Genomic DNA, 15,286 nt, shown 5'->3' with positions numbered 1-15,286 from the left:
CGACAATGGCTCATTACCTGAGTTTATTTGTGCGCGCGGTGTTTGTTGAAAACATGGCGCTCGCGTTCTTCCTGGGCATGTGTACGTTCCTTGCCGTTTCTAAAAAGGTCTCGACGGCATTTGGTCTGGGCGTGGCGGTCACCGTTGTGCTGGGGCTTTCCGTTCCGATTAACAACCTGGTGTTCAACTTCGTACTGCGCGATGGCGCGCTGGTGGAGGGCGTTGATCTCAGCTTCCTGAACTTCATCACCTTTATCGGAGTGATTGCGGCGCTGGTGCAAATCCTGGAGATGATCCTCGATAAGTATTTCCCGTCGCTGTACAACGCGCTGGGGATCTTCCTGCCGCTGATCGCCGTGAACTGCGCCATTTTTGGCGGTGTTTCATTTATGGTTCAGCGCGATTACAACTTCAGTGAATCGGTGGTGTATGGCTTCGGATCCGGTATCGGCTGGATGCTGGCGATTGTCACCATGGCGGGGATCCGTGAAAAAATGAAATATGCCAACGTGCCGGCGGGGCTTCGTGGCTTAGGGATCACCTTTATCACCACCGGCCTGATGGCGCTGGGCTTTATGTCCTTCTCCGGTGTGCAGCTATAAGGGCTAACAGATGGAAATTATTCTTGGCGTGGTGATGTTCACGCTGATAGTACTGGTGCTGTCAGGGCTGATTCTGGCGGCGCGCGCAAAGCTGGTTAATTCCGGGGATGTGATCATTGATATCAATGACGATCCGCAGAACCAGATCCGCACTCCGGCAGGGGATAAGCTGCTTAATACGCTCTCGGGCAACGGGATTTTTGTCTCGTCAGCCTGCGGTGGAGGCGGCTCATGCGGGCAGTGCCGCGTGACGGTGAAAGAGGGTGGCGGTGATATTCTGCCAACGGAACTGTCGCATATCACGAAGCGTGAAGCGAAAGAGGGCTGCCGTCTGGCGTGTCAGGTCGCGGTGCGCCAGAACATGAAGATTGAGCTGCCGGAGGAGATCTTCGGCGTGAAAAAATGGGAGTGCGAAGTTATCTCAAACGATAACAAAGCCACGTTCATTAAAGAGCTCAAGCTGCGCGTTCCCGAAGGGGAGAGCGTCCCGTTCCGTGCGGGTGGTTATATCCAGATTGAATGTCCGGCACATACCGTAGCGTACGCTGACTTCGACGTGCCGGATGAGTACCGGGCCGACTGGGATAAATTTAATCTCTTCCGCTTTGTTTCCGAGGTAAAAGAGCCCGCGCTGCGCGCCTATTCCATGGCTAACTATCCGGAAGAGAAGGGGATCATTATGCTCAACGTGCGTATCGCCACGCCGCCGCCGAATGTGCCCGATGCCCCGCCGGGCGTGATGTCGTCGTATATCTGGTCCCTCAAGCCTGGCGATAAGGTGACGATTTCCGGCCCGTTTGGGGAGTTCTTCGCCAAAGATACCGATGCGGAAATGGTCTTTATCGGCGGCGGCGCGGGTATGGCGCCGATGCGTTCGCATATCTTTGACCAGCTCAAACGGCTTAGCAGCAAGCGCAAGATCAGCTTCTGGTACGGCGCGCGTTCACTGCGCGAAATGTTCTATGACGATGAGTTTGAACAGCTGGCGCGTGATAACCCTAACTTTACCTTCCACGTGGCGCTATCCGATCCGCAGCCGGAAGATAACTGGACAGGCTACACGGGCTTCATCCACAACGTGCTGTATGAAAACTACCTCAAACAGCATCCGGCACCGGAAGACTGCGAGTTCTATATGTGTGGTCCGCCAATGATGAACGCCGCCGTGATTAAGATGCTCAAAGAGCTGGGCGTGGAAGATGAGAACATCATGCTCGATGATTTCGGAGGCTGATTATGTTGACCTTTCTGGCGACCTTTGCGGTGTTTGTGCTGGTGATATTCGGGATGTCTTTAGGCTGGATCATCAAGCGTAAAAGCATTCAGGGCAGCTGTGGAGGCATCTCTGCCATCGGAATGGAGAAAGTTTGCGACTGTCCGGAACCGTGCGATGCGCGGAAAAAACGAATGGCCCGGGACCAGCAGAGGATCATCTAAAAAAAGGCCGCTTCGTGCGGCCTTTATCATTTATTTTGCCCAGCTTTTGGCTTTGGCTGGTGAGTCTACAAGAACCCCTTCGGCACCCAGTGTTTTCGCCTTCTGGTAATCCTCTTCAGAGTTCACGCCGATAAAAATCAGATGGGCATTGCCCTGAGAGCGGAAGCAGTCCACGGCCTCTTTGTCCCACGTTAACGTTGCGGGGGAAACACCTTCGCCCAAGGTGAATTTCTCTACCACCTCTACTTTTCGGTTTAACTCAAGCCCATACCAGTAATCGTCCATTTTTTGGGAAGGAGGCAGGCATTCGTGGCTCAATGATACCGTGGCCAGTCGTGTACGGGTTTCACTGCGCGTGACAAAGCGGGGGATTTCGACGGGCAATGCTGCCATATAGCGATCTTCGGTTGAATAAACGCGAACACGATTCAGGCTGTCGGTCTCTTTCAGTACGTTAAGCAGCGCGTTGCCCATCGTCGCCGGATCGGCGTCCGGAGATTTGATATCAATAAAAAACCGCGTGTCTGGCCAGGCCGTCAGTACCGACTTCAGCGTTGGTACTGACGTATTCAGCATATCTTTCGCCAGGCCCTTATCTTTCCATTTTACGCTGGCATCCGCCTTTGCCAGTTCTTCAGCGGTAAACTGTGATACTTTTCCCTGCAAGTGGGTTAACGCTTTCAGGTCAGCTGGTCGATACAGAACCGGCACGCCATCCCGACTAAGCTGCACGGTTATCCAGACGATATCGGCTTTATTTTCGAGCGCGAGCTTAATTGCAGGCAGGGTGTTTTCAGGGGCATCCGCCGTACCCCCCCCGGTGAGCAACGATCTCGGGATGAGCCGATGCTGCACTCGCCAGAAACAGTAACGACACCGAAAGTATTTTCCTCATCAATGATAACCCTCTATGTATTTTATTTAAGTTTATGAATATAAAGACTTTATTCGGGTTATTTGTAACATGGATTTATGACAATCGTGAGAAAGGAAAATAGCTGACGCATTTTTTGCCTTTTGTTATACTGTATATAAATACATGTGTGGTGTAATCAATGCGCAAAATAATCCATGTCGATATGGACTGTTTTTTTGCCGCAGTGGAGATGCGTGACAACCCCGCGCTGCGGGACATCCCTATCGCCATTGGCGGCAGTCGTGTTCAGCGCGGTGTGATCAGCACCGCGAACTATCCTGCACGCAAATTTGGCGTGCGCAGCGCCATGCCGACGGCGATGGCGCTGAAGCTGTGCCCGCACCTCACCCTTTTGCCGGGGCGCTTTGAAGCCTACAAAGAAGCGTCGAGCCATATTCGTGAGATCTTCTCTCGCTACACTTCGCTGATTGAACCCCTGTCGCTGGATGAGGCCTATCTGGACGTCACCGACAGCCTGCACTGCCACGGCTCCGCCACCCTGATGGCGCAGGAGATCCGCCAGACTATCTTTAACGAGCTGAATCTGACGGCATCGGCGGGCGTCGCGCCGGTCAAATTTCTCGCCAAAATCGCCTCCGATTTAAATAAGCCCAACGGCCAGTACGTCATCACTCCGGAAGAGGTGCCGGCGTTTTTGAAAACGCTGCCGCTCAGCAAAATCCCCGGCGTGGGTAAAGTCTCCGCCGCGAAGCTGGAAAGTATGGGGCTACGTACCTGCGAAGACGTTCAGCGAAGCGATCTGGCCCTGCTGCTTAAGCGTTTTGGCAAGTTTGGCCGCGTACTGTGGGAGCGCAGTCAGGGCATTGACGATCGCGATGTAAACAACGAACGGCTGCGTAAATCGGTCGGGGTTGAACGCACGTTAAGCGAAGATATTCATGACTGGTCAGCATGTGAAACCATCATTACGGAACAGCTCTATCCAGAGCTGGAGCGACGGCTGATCAAAGTAAAACCGGATTTACTGATTGCCCGTCAGGGCATCAAGCTGAAATTCAACGACTTTCAGCAGACGACGCAGGAGCACGTCTGGCCGCGCCTGAACAAAGAAGATCTTATCGCAACAGCAAAAAAGGCGTGGGAAGAGCGACGAGGCGGGCGAGGGGTGAGGCTGGTGGGACTGCACGTCACGCTGCTGGATCCGCAGCTGGAGCGTCAGTTGGTTTTGGGACTGTAGATTGCACTCATCGTAGGCCCGGCAAGCGTAGCGCCGCCGGGCAACAGACGACAAATTACTTCGCAGGGATCGCCTTCAGCAGTTCAGTCAGCAGCGTCCAGTAATGCCCAACGCTTTCAATGTGAACCTGCTCATCCGGCGAGTGTGGCCCGGTGATGGTTGGCCCAATGGAAACCATGTCCATGTCCGGATACGGTTTCTTGAACAGACCACACTCCAGACCCGCGTGAATAACCTGAATGTTCGGGGTGCTGTTGAACAGGCGCTGATAGGTTTCACGCACCAGTGCCATAACCGGAGAACTTGCATCCGGCTGCCAGCCCGGGTAGCTGCCTTTGGCAGACGTTTTCGCGCCCGCCAGGGTACCCAGAGATTCCAGCATGCTCACCACGTACTCTTTACCGCTGTCGATCAGGGAACGGATCAGGCAGATGATTTCCGCGCTGTCGTCGCCCATGGTCACCACGCCCACGTTCAGAGAGGTTTCCACCACGCCTTTCGCGACGTCAGAGTTACGGATCACGCCGTTTGGCGTCGCGTTCAGCAGCTGAACAAACGAGTCACGAGACTGCGCGGTCAGCGCGGCTTTATCCGACGTAACGGACTCCAGCACCACGGTCAGGTTCTTCTCTTTCTCAGAGAGCTCGTTTTTCAGGATATTCAGATATGCGCTGGCGAGTTTTTTCAGCTCGTCCGCTTTCGCCGCGGGTACCGTCACGGTCGCGAAGGCTTCGCGAGGGATTGCGTTACGCAGGGTACCGCCGTTGAAGTCCACCAGGCGCAGATCCAGCTCAGCCGCGTGGCCCGCCAGGAAACGTGCCAGCAGTTTGTTGGCGTTGCCCAGGCCCAGGTGAATATCACCGCCGGAGTGGCCGCCTTTCAATCCTTTCAGCGTCAGCTTGAAGGTTTCGAAGCCAGCAGGAACCGCTTCGCGGGACAGCGGCAGGGTAGAGATGAAGTCGATCCCGCCCGCGCAGCCCATGTAGATTTCACCTTCTTCTTCAGAGTCGGTATTGATCAGAATGTCCGCTTGCAGCCAGTTCGCCTGAAGGCCGAACGCGCCGTCCATGCCCGCTTCTTCGGTCATGGTCAGCAGCACTTCGAGCGGACCGTGCTCGACGCTGTCGTCAGCCAGCACGGCCAGCGCGGAAGCCATACCAATACCATTATCCGCGCCCAGCGTTGTGCCGCGCGCCTTCACCCACTCGCCGTCGATATACGGCTGGATCGGGTCTTTGGTGAAGTCGTGAACGGTGTCGTTGTTTTTCTGCGGAACCATGTCCAGGTGCGCCTGCAAGACAACCGGCTTGCGGTTTTCCATTCCTGCGGTGGCAGGTTTGCGGATAAGAATGTTGCCAACCTGGTCACGCTCGGCGTGCAGACCTTTTTCCTTTGCCCAGCCCATAATATGTTCGGCAAGCTGTTCTTCGTGATACGAAGGGTGCGGAATGGAGCAGATTTTGGCAAAAATATCCCACAGCGGCTGCGGAGATAATTGAGACAGTTCAGACACGATAGGTCTCCTTGTCGATGCGCTGCAAAACAATGTTGCAGGTCACAGGGTTAGCAGGTTGATTGTTACCACAAGACGGGCTTGCGAGATGCAACTGAGAATACCACTTTCTCCCGTGGCTGGTAGCATAAAGCATGTAAAAACTCAGGCTGTTGGCGCGTAACACTGGTTTTTAGTGCGTCAGATCTCTATAATCTCGCGCAACCTGGTTCACCCTCATTTTTTTTAAGCCGTATATAAACAGGCTGGGACACTTCACATGAGCGAAAAATACGTCGTCACCTGGGACATGTTGCAGATTCACGCACGCAAACTGGCTGCGCGTCTGATGCCTTCCGAACAGTGGAAAGGCATTATTGCCGTCAGCCGTGGCGGTCTGGTACCGGGGGCGCTGCTGGCACGTGAGCTGGGTATTCGTCATGTCGATACCGTCTGTATCTCCAGCTACGATCACGACAACCAGCGCGAGCTGAAAGTGCTGAAACGCGCGGAAGGCGACGGTGAAGGCTTCATCGTTATCGATGATCTGGTGGACACCGGCGGTACCGCGGTAGCCATCCGCGAAATGTATCCAAAAGCGCACTTCGTCACTATCTTCGCGAAGCCAGCGGGCCGCCCACTGGTTGATGATTACGTCATTGATATCCCGCAGGATACCTGGATTGAACAGCCATGGGATATGGGCGTGGTCTTCGTACCGCCTATCTCAGGCCGTTAATTTCAGTACGTAACTTTACACGCCCGGCTATGCCGGGCGTTGTTCTTTTTGGCCTGCCACGCGTTACAATGGTCTACATATGACGTATCCATGGAGGCAACGCAATGACGCAGGCGAATCTCACCGAAACTCTCTTCAAACCTCGTTTCAAGCACCCTGAAACGTCGACGCTGGTGCGTCGGTTTAATCCGGGAACAATGCCTGCTGTCCAGTCAGCGTTAGACGGTAAGAACGTGCCTCACTGGTACCGCATGATTAACCGCCTGATGTGGATCTGGCGCGGCATCGATCCGCGTGAAATTCTCGACGTACAGGCGCGTATCGTGATGAGCGAGTCTGAGCGCACCGACAGCGATCTCTACGATACGGTGGTGGGCTACCGTGGTGGGAACTGGATCTACGAATGGTCGAAGCAGGCCATGCTCTGGCAGCAGAAAGCGAGCCAGGAAGAGGACGCGGCGCTCAGTGGCAAGCACTGGCTGCATGCGGCCAACCTGTACAGCATCGCTGCTTACCCACATCTTAAGGGCGACGAGCTGGCGGAGCAGGCGCAGGCGCTGGCCAACCGCGCCTATGAAGAGGCCGCCCAGCGTTTGCCTGGCCGGATGCGTGAAATTGAGTTCACCATTCCCGGCGGCAGCCCGGTAACCGGGTTCCTGCATATGCCGGAAGGCGAAGGCCCGTTCCCGACGGTTCTGATGTGCGGCGGCCTGGATTCGTTGCAAATCGATTATTACAGCCTCTATGAGCGCTACTTCGCACCAAACGGGATCGCCATGCTGACGCTGGATATGCCTTCGATCGGTTTTTCATCCAAGTGGAAGCTCACTCAGGATTCCAGTCTGCTGCACCAGCATGCGTTAAAAGCGCTGGAGAATATTCCGTGGGTGGACCACACACGGGTGGGCGCGTTTGGTTTCCGCTTCGGCGCTAACGTGGCGGTTCGGCTGGCCTACCTTGAATCTTCCCGCCTGAAGGCCGTCGCCTGCCTTGGCCCGGTGGTGCATGCGCTGTTAAGCGATCCCGAGCGTCAGGGTAACGTTCCTGAGATGTATCTGGACGTGCTGGCGAGCCGGCTTGGCATGCATGATGCTTCAGATGAAGCGTTACGCATTGAACTTAATCGGTACTCATTAAAAACGCAGGGCTTACTGGGCCGCCGGTGCCCAACCCCGATGATGTCCGGCTTCTGGAAGAACGATCCGTTTAGCCCGGAAGAGGAGTCACGCTTAATCACGTCGTCATCTTCGGATGGCAAATTGCTGGAGGTACCCTTCAGCCCGGTGTACCAGAATTTTGACAAAGCGCTGAAAGAGATTACACGCTGGATCACGCAGAGATTGTGTTAATAGTTTGCTAAATTTCGTTGGTTTGGTAAAACAGTGCTTCACAAAAGGAGATCGCAATGACGTTACCGAGTGGACACCCGAAAAGTAGACTGATTAAGAAGTTCATGGCTCTTGGCCCGTATATTCGAGAAGAGCAGTGTGAAGAGAATCGCTTTTTTTTCGACTGCCTGGCTGTTTGCGTCAACGTGAAGCCTGCACCCGAAAAACGTGAGTTCTGGGGCTGGTGGATGGAAATGGAAGCACAGGAAAACCGTTTTACCTATAGCTATCAGTTTGGCCTGTTTAATAAAGACGGGTACTGGCAGGCGACGTCCATCAAGGATCAGGAGGTGATTGACCGCCTGGAACACACGCTTAAAGAGTTCCACGGCAGGGCGCGTGATTTGCTGGCCACCCTGGATCTGAAGCTGGAACCTGCGGATGATTTTTCCAGCGAAGCGGTGAAGTTGACCGCCTGATGATGTCACCGCACCGGGTAGCGGCTACGCCTCGCCCGGGCTGCAAAATGTATTTTCCCGTAGGCCCGGTAAGCGTAGCGCCACCGGGCACAAAAAAACCGGCTCAACGCCGGTTTTTTTATTACCACAGCATCAGAACTGGTAGGTCAAGCCCAGCGCAACGATATCATCGCTGCTTACGCCCAGTTTATTATCGTCATCGATCTGGTTGATTTTATAATCAACAAACGCAGACATGTTTTTGTTGAAATAATACGTCGCACCGACGTCGATGTATTTCACGATATCTTCATCACCGATACCTTCGATATCTTTGCCCTTAGACTGCACATAGCCCAAAGATGGACGCAGACCAAAGTCAAACTGATATTGCGCGGCCACTTCAAAGTTTTGTGCTTTATTCGCAAAGCCGCCGGAAATAGGAGCCATGTTGCGGGTTTCGGAATAGATAGCGGCCAGGTAAATATCGTTGGCATCGTATTTCAGACCGGTGGCCCAGCCTTCTGCTTTTTTACCTTCGCCGCGCGCCTGAAGGTTTTGCTCGTTGGTGCGATCGGAGCTGGCATATGCACCAATCACAGAGAAATCGCTGCCGCCAAAGTCATAGCTCAAGGAGGTACCGAAGCCGTCTCCGTTTTGTTTCTTCACGTCGCGGTTTTCATTTTTGCCCTGGTATTGCAGGGTCATATTCAGACCGTCAACCATGCCAAAGAAGTCGGTATTGCGGTAGGTAGCCAGGCCGGAGGCGCGTTTGGTCATGAAGTTATCGGTCTGTGCCAGGCCGTCACCGCCGAACTCAGGGAACATATCGGTGTAGGCGGCAACGTCATACAGCGCGCCCAGGTTACGACCGTAATCCAGAGAGCCGAAGTCTTTCAGTTTCAGGCCAGCAAATGCCAGACGTGTTTTTTGAGAAGAATCGCTTTCTGCTTTGTTACCCGCGAATTCTGCTTCCCAACGTCCGTAGCCCGTCAGCTGATCGTTAATCTGCGTTTCACCTTTAAAGCCGAAACGAACGTAAGTCTGGTCACCATCTTTAGCGTCATCATCACTGATGTAGTGCATTGCTTTTACTTTGCCGTACACGTCCAGTTTATTACCGTTTTTATTATAAACTTCTGCTGCGTGAACAGATGCGGAAGCAACTACGCCCATTACCACTAATGCCAGAGTGCTCTTTTTCATTTTCAATCCTGATTTTATACAAACGCGCTAATATTCGCTGAGCAATGAGATTCAACTTATTACCCCGTGAAAAACAGGAAGGGTTTTATCGTCCGTGGGTGAAACTTTTATGACAAAGTAAGAATATGTCTAAAAAAGTATGTTTTAATTTTTCGGTAATAAAATTGTCAAAATCTGCCGCTACGCTTCCTGATCCCGCGCAACAAAGTGACGGGTGATGTGCTAAGGCAGTTGGCAACGGGGCTGACACCTGTTAAAACGTCTGACTGACATCATTTTCCCTTATTGTTGAACGGCAGAGAATCATGAGTGACAGCCAGACGCTGGTGGTAAAACTCGGTACCAGTGTGTTAACGGGCGGATCGCGCCGCCTGAATCGTGCCCATATTGTTGAGCTTGTACGTCAGTGTGCTCAGTTGCATGCCGCAGGGCATCGTATTGTGATTGTGACCTCCGGGGCGATTGCCGCCGGGCGTGAGCACCTGGGCTACCCCGAACTCCCCGCGACGATCGCCTCCAAACAGCTGCTGGCCGCCGTGGGACAAAGCCGACTCATCCAGCTCTGGGAACAACTGTTCTCCATCTACGGCATTCACGTGGGGCAGATGCTGCTGACGCGCGCGGATATGGAAGACAGAGAACGTTTCCTTAACGCCCGCGATACGCTGCGCGCGCTGCTGGATAACAATATCGTTCCGGTCATCAACGAAAACGACGCAGTGGCCACCGCTGAAATCAAAGTAGGCGATAACGATAACCTCTCTGCGCTGGCGGCGATATTGGCAGGGGCCGATAAGCTGCTGCTTCTGACCGATCAGCAGGGGCTGTTTACCGCTGACCCGCGTTCTAATCCACAGGCAGAACTGATCAAAGACGTGCACGGCATTGATGACGCGCTGCGCGCCATCGCGGGTGACAGCGTTTCTGGTCTGGGCACCGGCGGTATGGGCACCAAGCTTCAGGCCGCGGACGTGGCGTGCCGGGCCGGTATCGACACCATTATAGCCGCAGGCAGCCGCCCTGGCGTCATCGGTGACGTGATGGAAGGCATCTCAGTAGGCACGCGCTTTCACGCCCAGGCCTCCCCGCTGGAAAACCGAAAACGCTGGATCTTTGGCGCGCCTCCGGCTGGCGAACTGACTGTGGATGAAGGCGCTACTGCCGCTATTCTGGAAAGAGGAAGCTCATTACTTCCAAAAGGAATTAAAAGCGTGACAGGTAACTTCTCGCGTGGTGAAGTGATCCGAATCCGTAACCTTGAAGGTCGCGACATCGCTCATGGCGTCAGTCGTTATAACAGCGACGCGCTGCGTCGGATTGCGGGTCATCACTCCCAGCAGATCGACGCCATCCTGGGCTATGAATATGGCCCGGTTGCTGTGCATCGCGACGACATGATTATTCGTTAAGGAGCCTGAACATGCTGGAACAAATGGGCGCAGCTGCGAAAGCCGCCTCTTATAAACTGGCGCTCCTTTCCAGCCGCGAGAAAAACCGCGTGCTGGAAAAAATCGCTGATTATCTGGAATCTCAGTCGCAGGAGATCCTGCTCGCTAACGAACAGGATCTGCTGGAAGCGCGCCGCAACGGCTTGAGCGAAGCGATGCTCGACCGCCTGGCGCTAACCCCGGCGCGTCTGAAAGGTATCGCCGACGACGTCCGTCAGGTGTGCAACCTCGCAGATCCGGTAGGGCAGGTGATTGACGGTGGCGTGCTCGACAGCGGGTTACGTCTGGAGCGTCGTCGCGTGCCGCTCGGCGTTATCGGCGTGATTTACGAAGCCCGTCCAAACGTGACGGTGGATGTCGCCACCCTGTGCCTGAAAACCGGTAACGCCGCCATTCTGCGCGGCGGGAAAGAGACCTGGCGCACCAACGCCGCGACGGTCAACGTCATCCAGCAGGCGCTGGAAGAGTGCGGCTTACCGGCGGGTGCCGTGCAGGCAATCGAAAGTCCCGATCGTGCACTGGTGAACGAGATGCTGCGCATGGACAAATACATCGACATGCTGATCCCACGCGGCGGCGCGGGCCTGCATAAGCTATGTCGTGAGCAGTCGACGATCCCGGTGATCACCGGCGGTATCGGCGTGTGCCATATCGTGGTGGATGACACCGCAGAAATCGCACCTGCGCTTAAGATCATCGTCAACGCCAAAACCCAGCGTCCAAGCACCTGTAATACGGTGGAAACGCTGCTGGTGCATCAGGGCATCGCCAGTACTTTCCTGCCTGCGCTGAGCAAGCAGATGGCGGATAGTGGCGTCACGCTGCATGCGGACGAGAAGGCTTTCGCCCTGCTGAAGGACGGCCCGGCGACGGTTGTTCCGGTTAACGCGGAGCAGTACGACGATGAGTATTTGTCGCTGGATCTGAACGTGAAGATGGTTGCGGATCTCGATGACGCCATTGCGCACATTCGTGAACACGGCACCCAGCATTCCGATGCGATCCTGACGCGCACCCTGCGCAATGCCGATCGTTTTGTGAATGAAGTGGATTCGTCTGCGGTTTACGTGAATGCCTCGACGCGCTTCACCGATGGCGGCCAGTTTGGTCTGGGCGCGGAGGTGGCTGTGAGTACTCAGAAGCTGCACGCCCGGGGGCCGATGGGGCTGGAAGCGCTGACCACCTACAAGTGGATCGGCTTCGGTGATGATACCATTCGTGCGTAAATAATCACGGGTGATGCAAAAATAGCCGTTTGATTCAAAAGGGCATTGACGCATCACCCGGTTAGATCTACTCTTTTGCCCCGTGGTTACGCTCGTAACCGGCCTCTCAGGGCCGATATAGCTCAGTTGGTAGAGCAGCGCATTCGTAATGCGAAGGTCGTAGGTTCGACTCCTATTATCGGCACCATCTAAGAAAATCAATCACTTAGCGTAAAAAATCTAACGGATTGTATCTTCAATTATCATTCTTGATAACACTTGGTAAACGCCTTTGCGTTGTATCGGCTCAAGGATTGTACAACGTAATGGCGGGTAGTTACCAGGCTCAAGCCCGAACAGCATTAGAAATTTTGCCATCCCTTGAAGCTGAAAGAGTTGCCGGACTCTCTAAACACATCACTTGAACCCTTAGCGATACGTTCCGCGCTTCGTGCGGCGCTCAATGATGCTACACCTTGTGAAAGGTCGCAGAGAATAAACAGGCGTAATGTTGGGAAGACTAACCGGATCGGGAAAGAATCCGGCTCTGCCACGGTTTCGATCACCGGAGTATAACGATCACCTGATAAGAGAACGTGCTAAGGCTTTATCCTCCCTGCGAAGGGATTACACCCTGCGGAAGCGCTACGCGCCGCCTTTTCTTATGTGCCCAACACGGCACGTAATGGTCATCTATTATCTGCACCATTGTAACTTTCGTTGTACTGTCTCTCTGCTGTACGTTGAGCGCTTGCAGATTCAGCGGAGGGGATACCATGTCAAAAGCCACGAATACAGCAGCCACTAAGCGCAACAACCGTAAGATTCACGCCCGTAAATTCCTGGCAACGCCGGAAGGGAAAGCCTGGCTTGCTAAGAAGCAGCAAGAAGAGGCAGAGATTAAGTTAGCCAGGGCCGCTAATGCGATGTTCTGATCTGGGCTGTCATGGTGCTAAATTAGCTTCTATAACCTTTAAAAAGGTAGTCAAAGACCCGATAAGAAATGCGAGAGAACTGGCTGTAGTTTCTGGCTTCAACGCATAATGAACGATTATCAAAGCGCTGAGGAAAAAGAATAAGATAAGTATCAAGCTGCCGCGCATGAGTATCTCCCGAAAGTGGATTTCGAGATCATAGTAACCATGCCAAAAAGATTAGGCAAACAATTTTGACTATATCAATGATAATACTAAACTAATACTCTGTCAACCATTATCTAACTACTTGTATCTATTATGGTTTGTAGCAAAAAGGGGGCATTGCGCCCCCTCAGATCAAGATTTCAATGCCCGTATGTAATCAAGCAGGGCTTTCAGTTGGCTACCCTTCATCGCTGGTACACGTATACGAGAGTCAGCCTTTCCGGTACTGGCGTACCTGCTTTCCCCTTGCAGTAATCGAAGGCTCATTGTTATGATCTGATGGTCTGGCATTCCTAACACTCCGTGGTGGTTTGTTGTTTGTCGGATCGCTGTGTGGGATGTTCTCAGCATCCTGCACAGCACTATTCACTGCGTTACGTAAATTCATTGGTAAGAGGTGGCGCTGTAGCGTCAGTTCCACTGAAAGCTAATGAGCGGCTCTTCCTCCTTTTTCACTCTTCCGAATCCTCTGTATTGAACGTTTTCGTATAGGGACAATCCCCCTTAGTTACGTAGGTGAACAAGTAGATGCTGTTCTGATACGTGCATAGCGTTTTCCCGTTCTCCGTTCGTTCCTCCTGTGGGCGAGTCATCGTAATTTGTCCTGCATGAGCCGCCAGCGGCAGCAGTACCAGCACGTAAAGTAAGCGTTTCATATTGATCACTCCCAAATGTTTGCAAGGGCAGCGCCCACACTCTTAACGTCAATCTTCAAATAGTTCATGGTGACTTTAGGATCTGAATGGTTAAGTGCTTTCATTGCTAAAGCAAGGTTGCCATTGGATTGCTCAAAAATTTGTGTGGATGCAAATTTTCTAAAGCTGTGACAGCCTACTGTTCCTTTAATCCCCACATTCTCAGCAGCCTGTTTGATCTCACGGTTCACCTGTTCACGGCTGACAGGGGATTTTCCTGATGCTCGGTTGCTGTGTGACGTGAATACATAATCGTCTTTCGGGAAGGCCTGGCGGCGACGTTCTACAACCTCCCACACCTTCGCAGGGACGATGATTTCTTTCTTCTTGCCCGTCTTACTCTCCAGCACTTCCAGCGTATTTCCCTCCTTGAACTGGCTGAATTTCAAATTCACCGTGTCACCTACCCGTAAACATAAAGAGGCCATAGTGATCGCTACATCTGCGAATAGCTGTTTGTTATGACTCTCAAGCCAGCTTATCAGCTTAAACGCCTCTGCCTGGGTGATTATCTTCGTGGTCGCCATCTACTTATCTCCATCAATAATGTAACTGTGAAATAAGATTATGATCATTTTCAGTAAGTTACAACAATCCAATCTCACATTTTTATTGAAGGGTGGTGGAAGGTTGCGCCATTTCCAGCACTATCGAGCAGGAACAAGCACGGACTCCTGTTTGAAATTCGAGCAATTTTCAAATATCTTGAACAAAATCATGATGTTGGCAAGTCTAAACAGATATTTGAACGTTGCCAAATCCTGGCGAGGCTATGCACGGTTTATGCAGATTCATTGCATACCAGAGAGGTGAAGGGCGAAGATAAAACGTAGAGTGTCAAATAAATCAATAGGTTAGGCATTCTATCTCACATTTCTACAGAACCTTGAGGTAGAGATATTGCACCGTAGATGATAATGATTCTCACCTGATTTGATTGCACCAAGAAATGATTAGAATGCTAACCAATTGGTGGGTTTCGGCATGAAAATAAACCGATGTTTCAATTTTAGGAAAAGGCGTTAAGCGCATTGCACCTACCATGAAAGTGTACATTGTGGACAATGATCGCTGTGAGCCGCACGGCGCAAGGCTTTCGTATAAGTGATGAAAGATACTTTGAAAGTGAGAAAGGCGCTCAGAGAGCGTTACAGGCGGGTTATTTAGAATAGATTAAGCATTGCTATACCTGGGGTTTAACGGGTATTAAGAATGTATTTAACGTGGGAAATTTCCGGCGCTATGGAGGCGAGTATTCGCGATTAACACGTAATCAGGATTGATGGAGGGTTAATTCTCCATAAAGTGGACTGTACAATTTGGTATGCGCTGATCACGCGCATGGAAGATAGCTATACAGGAAAGTGACCTCTACAGAGTGTTATTGTTGAGAAGAGATTTTCCTGTAGAGATAACTTGT

Annotated in this window: 14 protein-coding genes, 1 tRNA gene and 1 pseudogene; 11 read left to right on the top strand and 5 right to left on the bottom strand. The window is 52.6% G+C overall.

The window, feature by feature from the left end; genetic code table 11:
* The first annotated feature begins 5 nt into the window (after positions 1 to 5).
* From nqrE to nqrM, 3 genes are read left to right on the top strand one after another with little or no spacing between them, the layout of a single operon-like run.
* Positions 6 to 602, top strand: coding sequence for an NADH:ubiquinone reductase (Na(+)-transporting) subunit E (nqrE, locus tag IM300_RS21175; RefSeq protein WP_003863217.1), 597 nt, complete (start codon positions 6 to 8; stop codon positions 600 to 602).
* Positions 603 to 612: 10 nt separating this feature from the next.
* Complete coding sequence (gene nqrF, locus IM300_RS21170) at positions 613 to 1,836, top strand: NADH:ubiquinone reductase (Na(+)-transporting) subunit F (protein WP_193038216.1); 1,224 nt, start codon at positions 613 to 615, stop codon at positions 1,834 to 1,836.
* A gap of 2 nt (positions 1,837 to 1,838) precedes the next feature.
* A complete protein-coding gene (gene nqrM, locus IM300_RS21165; RefSeq protein WP_102750182.1) occupies positions 1,839 to 2,039 on the top strand; it encodes a (Na+)-NQR maturation NqrM in 201 nt (66 codons plus the stop codon).
* Positions 2,040 to 2,069: 30 nt separating this feature from the next.
* Here the strand turns inward: nqrM and IM300_RS21160 are convergent.
* Positions 2,070 to 2,934: pseudogene (locus IM300_RS21160) on the bottom strand (glycerophosphodiester phosphodiesterase family protein).
* A 160-nt stretch (positions 2,935 to 3,094) separates the two neighbouring features.
* Here IM300_RS21160 and dinB point away from each other — a divergent pair.
* Positions 3,095 to 4,153 (top strand): DNA polymerase IV, encoded by a 1,059-nt coding sequence (dinB, locus tag IM300_RS21155; RefSeq protein ID WP_063869155.1) that lies wholly within the window; start codon positions 3,095 to 3,097, stop codon positions 4,151 to 4,153.
* A 55-nt stretch (positions 4,154 to 4,208) separates the two neighbouring features.
* Here the strand turns inward: dinB and pepD are convergent, their stop codons facing one another.
* Positions 4,209 to 5,666: a cytosol nonspecific dipeptidase gene (pepD, locus tag IM300_RS21150; protein WP_193038214.1), complete on the bottom strand. Its 1,458-nt coding sequence runs from the start codon at positions 5,664 to 5,666 to the stop codon at positions 4,209 to 4,211.
* 259 nt (positions 5,667 to 5,925) lie between these two features.
* On the opposite strand from pepD, the gene gpt reads away from it, so the two are divergent.
* From gpt to crl, 3 genes are all read left to right on the top strand, one after another.
* Positions 5,926 to 6,384, top strand: a complete 459-nt coding sequence (gene gpt / locus IM300_RS21145; RefSeq protein WP_003863205.1) for a xanthine phosphoribosyltransferase — start codon at positions 5,926 to 5,928, stop codon at positions 6,382 to 6,384.
* A 104-nt stretch (positions 6,385 to 6,488) separates the two neighbouring features.
* On the top strand, positions 6,489 to 7,733 hold the full coding sequence (gene frsA / locus IM300_RS21140; protein WP_063869152.1) for an esterase FrsA: 1,245 nt from the start codon (positions 6,489 to 6,491) through the stop codon (positions 7,731 to 7,733).
* A 56-nt stretch (positions 7,734 to 7,789) separates the two neighbouring features.
* Complete coding sequence (gene crl / locus IM300_RS21135) at positions 7,790 to 8,191, top strand: sigma factor-binding protein Crl (protein WP_063451761.1); 402 nt, start codon at positions 7,790 to 7,792, stop codon at positions 8,189 to 8,191.
* Positions 8,192 to 8,323: 132 nt separating this feature from the next.
* Here the strand turns inward: crl and phoE are convergent, their stop codons facing one another.
* On the bottom strand, positions 8,324 to 9,376 hold the full coding sequence (gene phoE, locus IM300_RS21130; RefSeq protein ID WP_063869149.1) for a phosphoporin PhoE: 1,053 nt from the start codon (positions 9,374 to 9,376) through the stop codon (positions 8,324 to 8,326).
* A gap of 305 nt (positions 9,377 to 9,681) precedes the next feature.
* Between phoE and proB the strand changes: the two genes are divergently transcribed.
* The 4 genes from proB (at position 9,682) to IM300_RS21110 (ending at position 12,964) form a co-directional block, all read left to right on the top strand.
* Complete coding sequence (gene proB, locus IM300_RS21125) at positions 9,682 to 10,785, top strand: glutamate 5-kinase (RefSeq protein WP_063451759.1); 1,104 nt, start codon at positions 9,682 to 9,684, stop codon at positions 10,783 to 10,785.
* 11 nt (positions 10,786 to 10,796) lie between these two features.
* Positions 10,797 to 12,050 (top strand): glutamate-5-semialdehyde dehydrogenase, encoded by a 1,254-nt coding sequence (gene proA / locus IM300_RS21120; RefSeq protein WP_193038212.1) that lies wholly within the window; start codon positions 10,797 to 10,799, stop codon positions 12,048 to 12,050.
* 111 nt (positions 12,051 to 12,161) lie between these two features.
* A tRNA-Thr gene (locus IM300_RS21115) sits at positions 12,162 to 12,237 on the top strand.
* Between the two features lie 568 nt (positions 12,238 to 12,805).
* Positions 12,806 to 12,964, top strand: coding sequence for a hypothetical protein (locus tag IM300_RS21110; protein WP_193038210.1), 159 nt, complete (start codon positions 12,806 to 12,808; stop codon positions 12,962 to 12,964).
* A gap of 659 nt (positions 12,965 to 13,623) precedes the next feature.
* Here the strand turns inward: IM300_RS21110 and IM300_RS22735 are convergent.
* Positions 13,624 to 13,827, bottom strand: a complete 204-nt coding sequence (locus tag IM300_RS22735) for a hypothetical protein (protein WP_226842397.1) — start codon at positions 13,825 to 13,827, stop codon at positions 13,624 to 13,626.
* A 5-nt stretch (positions 13,828 to 13,832) separates the two neighbouring features.
* Positions 13,833 to 14,393, bottom strand: coding sequence for a tyrosine-type recombinase/integrase (locus IM300_RS21105; protein ID WP_193038208.1), 561 nt, complete (start codon positions 14,391 to 14,393; stop codon positions 13,833 to 13,835).
* Positions 14,394 to 15,286: the final 893 nt, after the last annotated feature.

Source organism: Enterobacter cloacae complex sp. I2, assembly GCF_014896205.1.
Lineage (GTDB): Bacteria > Pseudomonadota > Gammaproteobacteria > Enterobacterales > Enterobacteriaceae > Enterobacter > Enterobacter quasihormaechei.
This window is presented reverse-complemented; position numbering and strand designations above follow the sequence as displayed.